7 protein-coding genes and 1 pseudogene are annotated in these 6224 nt (G+C 64.2%); 3 read left to right on the plus strand and 5 right to left on the minus strand.

What is annotated here, in order from left to right; all coding sequences use genetic code 11:
• Window positions 1–40 precede the first annotated feature (40 nt).
• On the minus strand, window positions 41–376 hold the full coding sequence (locus ACO2Q4_RS12555) for a HesB/IscA family protein (protein WP_311758771.1): 336 nt from the start codon (window positions 374–376) through the stop codon (window positions 41–43).
• A 75-nt stretch (window positions 377–451) separates the two neighbouring features.
• Here ACO2Q4_RS12555 and ACO2Q4_RS12560 point away from each other — a divergent pair, with 75 nt between their 5' ends.
• Entirely contained in the window at window positions 452–1588 is a 1137-nt protein-coding gene (locus ACO2Q4_RS12560) for a deoxyguanosinetriphosphate triphosphohydrolase (RefSeq protein ID WP_423319615.1), read from the plus strand.
• Here ACO2Q4_RS12560 and ACO2Q4_RS12565 read toward each other — a convergent pair.
• Complete coding sequence (locus ACO2Q4_RS12565) at window positions 1585–2478, minus strand: DMT family transporter (RefSeq protein WP_423319616.1); 894 nt, start codon at window positions 2476–2478, stop codon at window positions 1585–1587. The genes ACO2Q4_RS12560 and ACO2Q4_RS12565 overlap by 4 nt on opposite strands.
• 102 nt (window positions 2479–2580) lie before the next feature.
• Here ACO2Q4_RS12565 and ACO2Q4_RS12570 point away from each other — a divergent pair, with 102 nt between their 5' ends.
• Window positions 2581–3003, plus strand: coding sequence for an OsmC family protein (locus tag ACO2Q4_RS12570; RefSeq protein ID WP_423319618.1), 423 nt, complete (start codon window positions 2581–2583; stop codon window positions 3001–3003).
• Window positions 3004–3070: 67 nt separating this feature from the next.
• On the opposite strand, the gene ACO2Q4_RS12575 is transcribed toward ACO2Q4_RS12570, so the two are convergent.
• The 3 genes from ACO2Q4_RS12575 to ACO2Q4_RS12585 all read right to left on the minus strand — a co-directional run bounded on the left by ACO2Q4_RS12575 (window position 3071) and on the right by ACO2Q4_RS12585 (window position 5957).
• Window positions 3071–3514, minus strand: a complete 444-nt coding sequence (locus ACO2Q4_RS12575) for an acetyltransferase (protein ID WP_423319620.1) — start codon at window positions 3512–3514, stop codon at window positions 3071–3073.
• A 65-nt stretch (window positions 3515–3579) separates the two neighbouring features.
• Window positions 3580–5175 carry a peptide chain release factor 3 gene (locus ACO2Q4_RS12580; protein ID WP_423319622.1) on the minus strand — a complete coding sequence of 532 codons (1596 nt, stop codon included), beginning with the start codon at window positions 5173–5175 and terminating at the stop codon, window positions 3580–3582.
• A 32-nt stretch (window positions 5176–5207) separates the two neighbouring features.
• A complete protein-coding gene (locus ACO2Q4_RS12585; protein ID WP_311758765.1) occupies window positions 5208–5957 on the minus strand; it encodes an NAD kinase in 750 nt (249 codons plus the stop codon).
• Between the two features lie 130 nt (window positions 5958–6087).
• Between ACO2Q4_RS12585 and glyA the strand changes: the two are divergent.
• Window positions 6088–6224, plus strand: a pseudogene (gene glyA / locus ACO2Q4_RS12590) (serine hydroxymethyltransferase); the annotation flags it as partial.

The raw sequence follows: 6224 nt of genomic DNA on the forward strand, positions 1-6224 counted from the left end.
CGCGCGCCACGCACATGGCCAGATCAGATCGAAAGCCGGATCAGATCGAAAACGAGGTGCCACACCCGCAGGACGACGAGGCATTGGGGTTGTCGATGACGAAACGCGCCCCGATCAGCTCATCCGTGAAATCGATGGTCGCGCCCGCCAGAAATGGCAGCGAGACGGGATCCACGACAACGCTTTGCCCGTCTCCGTTCAGGACAAGGTCATCCTCGGCCGGGTCGTCCAGCCGGATATCGTATTGAAAGCCCGAGCAGCCGCCGCCTGCCACCGCGACGCGCAGGGGGCGCACCGGACCATCCGCATTGATTTCGGCCAGCCGCGCAAAAGCGCGCGGGGTGACCCTGGGGGGCAAGTTCAACTCTACGTTCATGGGGCGTTCCCGTTTCCGTCCTTGGAACTGGAATATAGGCTTCGGGGAAAGACCCCGCAAGGAACGCCGGACGACATGAACGCCCCCTATGCCTGCCAGCCCGAAGAAAGCCGCGGTCGCCACTGGCCCGAACGCATGTCGACCTTTCGCAGTCCTTGGCAGCGTGACCGCGACCGGATCATCCATTCCTCGGCGTTTCGGCGGCTGAAACACAAGACCCAGGTCTTCGTGGAACATGAAGGCGACTATTACCGCACGCGCCTGACCCACACGATCGAGGTGGCGCAGGTCGCCCGGACCATTGCGGGCGTGCTGGGCCTGAACACGGATCTGGCCGAAACGGTGGCCCTGGCCCATGACCTTGGGCACCCGCCCTTCGGCCATACCGGAGAGGACGCGCTGGCGGCCCTGATGGCCCCCTATGGCGGCTTCGACCACAATGCACAGGCCCTGCGCATTGTCACCCGGATGGAACGTCACTATGCCGATTTCGACGGGCTGAACCTCACCTGGGAAAGCCTTGAAGGGATCGCCAAGCACAATGGTCCGGTGACTGGCCCCCTGTCCTATGCGCTGGCCGAGGTGAATGCTGAATGGGACCTGGAGCTTGCGGGGAACGCCAGCGCCGAGGCGCAGGTAGCCGCCGTCGCCGATGACGTGGCCTATAACCATCACGACCTGCATGACGGGCTGCGCGCCGGCCTGTTCACCGAAGAGGATCTGTCCCAGCTTCCCGTCGTGGGCGAGGCTTTCGCCGAAGTCGACGCGCTGCATCCCGGCCTTGACCCGATGCGCCGCCGGCACGAGGCGCTGCGCCGGGTCTTTGGCGTCATGGTCGAGGATGTGATCGCCGTCGCGCAGAACCGGTTGAACAGCCTTCAGCCGCAATCCGTGCAGGACATCCGCGACATGGAGGGGCCGATCATCCGCTTCTCGAAGCCGCTTTACCAGAATCTCAAGGCGATCAAGCTGTTTCTGTTCCAGCGCATGTACCGCGCCCCCTCGGTCGTGGTCGAACGCGAGCGCGTGACACAGATGCTGAACGGCCTGTTTCCGCTGTTCCTGAACGATCCCTCGAAGATGCCGGACCATTGGCTTGCCGCTGCCGAGGCCGCGGGCGATGAAACCGGACGGGCGCGCGTGGTGCTGGACTACGTCGCCGGCATGACCGACCGCTTCGCGATTCAAGAAGCAGAGCGCCTGCTGGGCTAGGTCAGAAAGATCAAGCCCATGCCCGCGACCGCGATCAGCGCCCCCGCCCATGACGCGCCCGAGGGGCGCACGCCGGTCCAGACCCACAGGATCGGCAGGATCAGCACCGGCGACAGCGCCGACAGTGTGGACACGATGCCGACCTTGCCGCCTTGCAGGGCGAACATCAGCATGGTCATGCCGACGACCATTGCGATCAGGCCGGACAAGGCGGTCGCCCCCAGCACCGCCGGCGTAGGCCGGGCCGTGGCGCGCACGGCACGGATCGGCAGCGCCATCAGCAGGATCAGGCAGGCGACCGCGACCGAAACCCGGATCAGCGACGCCGCATAGGGGTCAAAGCCCCCCGCCATCACCGGGCGCGCGATCAGCGACCCCAGCGCCTGCCCCGCTGCCGCCAGCAACCCGTATGCGGCTGCGACCCAGACCGAGCCATTGACCGCCTCGAACCGGTGGCCGCCTGAACGACCGGTCCGACCCAGCACGGCGACGGCGACCCCCAATGTCGACAGGATCACCCCAAGGATGGCCAAGGGTGGCAGCGCCTCGCCCAGGACCAGCCAGCCCATCACCGCGGCCATCGGCGCATTCAGCGCAAAAAGCGCCCCGGACCGGCGCGGGCCAAGGCGGATCAGCGCGACGTAAAGCAGCGTGTCCCCCATGAAGATCCCGATCAGCCCGGACAGCGCCAGCCGCCCCAGATCGGCCATGGCGATGCCATGCCAGCGCCCGGTGGCCAGAACGATCACCGCCAGCATGGCCGCGACCATGGATTGGCGCAGCCGGTTGAAGCCGAACGGCCCCAGCGCCTGCGCCGCGCCCTGTGACAAGATCCCCGTAAACGCCCAGCACATGGCCGCGCCAAGTGCTGCCAGTTCATGAACCGGCATTTGCTCCACCCCTATTTTCCGGGCGGCATAGGTCGCGGCATGAACCCACGCAAGGGCTGATGCGTTGGGACGCGCAACTTCAGCCATCAGGAGAGAGTGACCATGATCGTCAATTCTGGTTCCGCGAAATGGGAAGGCGGGCTCAAGGACGGAAAAGGCCTGATTTCGACCAAATCCGGCGCGCTGTCGGACCAGCCCTATGGGTTCAACACCCGTTTCGAAGGCAAGCCCGGCACGAACCCCGAGGAACTGATCGGCGCGGCGCACGCCGCCTGCTTCAGCATGGCGCTGTCGATGATCCTTCAGGGTGCCGGCGTGACCGATGTGAAGATCGAGACCACCTCGCAGATCGGGCTGGACAAGGAGGGCGACGGCTTTGCCATCAAGACCGCGCATCTGGTCACCCGGATCACGGGCAATGGCGATCCGGCCGTGATCGAGGACTGCGCGCGTCAGGCCGAAAAAGGCTGCCCCGTCAGCAAGGTGCTGAACGCCGAGGTGACGCTTGACGTGACCGTGGGCTAAAGCTGACGCAGCATGCGGCCCGGCGCGACCCTGCGCCGGGCTGAACTGGGGAGGACAAGGCAGTCGATCAAGGCGCGGCTCGATATCCGAGATTGATGAGCGGATATGGTCTGCCCTGTCCGTCATGCGTCGATCGGCCGATCGGCTCAAATCCCATGTGCTTATAGAACCCCAGCGCCTTGTGGTTTTGTTCGTTCACATCCGTCGTCAGTTCAGGATGATCGGCAAGCGCCGCCTGAACAAGGGCCTTTCCCACTCCTTTGCCGTGCTGGCGTGGGTCTACGAAAAGTGCCTCAAGATGGCCCTCATGCAGGAACATGAAACCCTGCGCTGTTCCGGAGCAATCGATCGCAAGGATCAAACGCACCTGCGGAAAGAAGCCCAGAACCTCCGCCTCGATAGCGTTTCGGTCGTTGGTAGAGAGAAAATCATGGGTGGCATCTACGGCGCTCCGCCAGATTTCCATTACACGCGGCAGGTCCTGATCGGTCGAAGTTCGCAGTTCAAACATGCCCCACCTTTCAATGGTGCCCATCGCGCACTGTGGCCCCAGGCGGCTGCCCGGTCGCCGAGCCTTTACACCATCATCTCTTTCGTCGCAGTCAGCTTCAGTTCGGGATGATCGCGCTGCACGCGGTCGATGTCCCATTGCAGCCGCGTCAGATAGACAAGATCGCCGTCATGGTCTTGCGCCATGTGGCCCTTGTTCGCATTCGCGAAAGTCTCGACCTTGTCTTTCGGTCCCGACACCCAGCGGGCGCTGGTGAATTGCGAGGATTCAAAGCGCACCGGAAGGCCGTATTCGATCTCGATCCGGCTTGCCAGAACCTCGAATTGCAGGGCCCCCACGACACCGACGATGAAGCCCGAGCCGATCATCGGCTTGAAGACCTTCGCGGCGCCCTCTTCGGCGAATTGCATCAGGGCCTTTTCCAGATGCTTGGCCTTCATCGGGTCGCCCGCGCGCACGGTCTGCAACAGCTCTGGCGCAAAGCTGGGGATACCGGTGAAGCGCAGGGCCTCGCCTTCGGTCAACGCGTCACCAATGCGAAGCTGGCCGTGGTTCGGAATGCCGATGATGTCGCCGGCCCAGGCCTCTTCGGCCAGTTCGCGGTCGGCGGCAAGGAACAGGACCGGGTTCGACACCGCCATCGGCTTTTTCGAACGGACGTGCAGAAGCTTCATCCCCCGCTCGAAATGTCCCGAGGCAAGGCGAACGAAGGCCACGCGGTCGCGGTGCTTGGGGTCCATGTTGGCCTGAACCTTGAAGACGAAACCGGTCACGGGCTTCTCATCCGGGCTGATCTGGCGCTCGGCCGCGTTCTGCGGTTGGGGCTGCGGACCGAATTCACCGATGCCGCTCATCAGTTCCTTGACGCCGAAGCTGTTGATGGCCGAGCCGAACCAGATCGGCGTCAGATGCCCTTCAAGGAAGCTCTGGCGGTCGAACGCGGGCAGCAGCTCGCGCGCCATTTCCAGGTCCTCGCGCAGCTTGGTCAGCAGGTCGGCCGGCACATGCTCGGCCAGCTTCGGATCGTCAAGCCCCGCGATCTGGATCGACTCCGCGACCTTGTTGCGGTCCGCGCGGTCCATGATCTCCAGCCGGTCATTCAGCAGGTCATAGGCCCCGATGAAATCACGGCCCATGCCGATCGGCCAGCTGACGGGGGCGACGTCGATGGCCAGGTTTTCCTGGATCTCGTCGATGATCTCGAACGTGTCGCGGCTTTCCCGGTCCATCTTGTTGCAGAAGGTCAGGATCGGCAGGTCGCGCAGCCGGCAGACCTCGAACAGCTTGCGGGTCTGGCTTTCGACGCCCTTGGCCCCATCGATCACCATGATCGCGGCGTCCACGGCGGTCAGCGTGCGATAGGTGTCTTCCGAAAAGTCGCTGTGACCGGGCGTGTCGACCAGGTTGAACAGATAGGGACCGAACTCGAAGCTCATCGCCGAGGCCGAAACCGAGATCCCGCGGTCCTGCTCCATCTTCATGAAGTCCGAACGCGTGCGGCGCGCCTCGCCCTTGGCACGGACTTGCCCGGCCATCTGGATCGCGCCACCGAACAGCAGGAATTTTTCGGTCAGCGTGGTCTTTCCGGCATCCGGGTGCGAAATGATCGCAAAGGTCCGGCGACGGGCGATTTCGGGCGGAAGGACGGGAAGGTTGCTCATGCCCGGCCCTTTACCGCGCCGGACGGAAAGCCTCAAACGAATTGTTCGCGCATCAGCCGTTCTTCCAGCCCGTGGCCGGGATCGAAAAGCAGGCGGTGGCTGATCGAGGTTTCGGACCGGATCTCGACCCACAGGACCGAATCAACGCCGCGACTGTCGGCATCGGCCATGACCGGGCGCTTGTCCGGTTCCAGCACCTCGAAGCGCAGCGTCGCAGCCTTGGGCAAGATCGCCCCCCGCCAGCGCCTCGGGCGGAAGGCCGCGATCGCGGTCAGCGCCAGCACATCGGAATCAAGCGGCAGAATCGGGCCGTTCGCGGAATAGTTGTAGGCCGTCGATCCGGCAGGCGTGCAAAGCAACGCGCCGTCGCAGATCAGCTCCTCCATTCGCACCTGGCCGTTCACGGTGATGCGCAGCCGCGCGGCCTGCGGACCCGCGCGCAAAAGGCTGACCTCATTGATCGCCAGCGCGCAATGTTCATGCCCGTCGGTCGTGCCCGCGGTCATGGCCAGCGGGTTCGTCACGGTCTGTTCGGACGCGGCGATCCGCTCGGGCAGGTTCTCCTCGGAATAGGTGTTCATCAGGAACCCGACGGTGCCACGGTTCATCCCATAGACGGGAATCCCGCGATTCTGATGCATCACGTTCAGCATCAGCCCGTCCCCGCCAAGGGCGACGATCACCTCGGCCTCGCGGATGGGAACATGGCCATAGCGCGCGGAAAGCGCCTCTGCCGCGCTTGAGGCGGCCTCGGTGCTGCTGGAAATGAAATGCATCTTCATGCCCGCCATCATGGCGGCGGATGCCGGGGGCGCAAGCATGAAAGATCTACCGCCCGCGCGTCGCATCCATCCTAGCCGGGGGCGGCAATTCGGTCTATGAGGCCGACGAGCCGCTTCACATGAGGACAAGATGACCGACACCGGATTCTTCACCGAGACGCTGGACAGCCGGGACCCCGAGATTTTCGGCGCGATCCGGCAGGAGCTGGGTCGCCAGCGCGACGAGATCGAGCTGATCGCGTCCGAGAACATCGTCTCGCGGGCGGT

It is taken from the genome of Paracoccus sp. KR1-242 (assembly GCF_049446195.1).
GTDB lineage: Bacteria > Pseudomonadota > Alphaproteobacteria > Rhodobacterales > Rhodobacteraceae > Paracoccus > Paracoccus broussonetiae.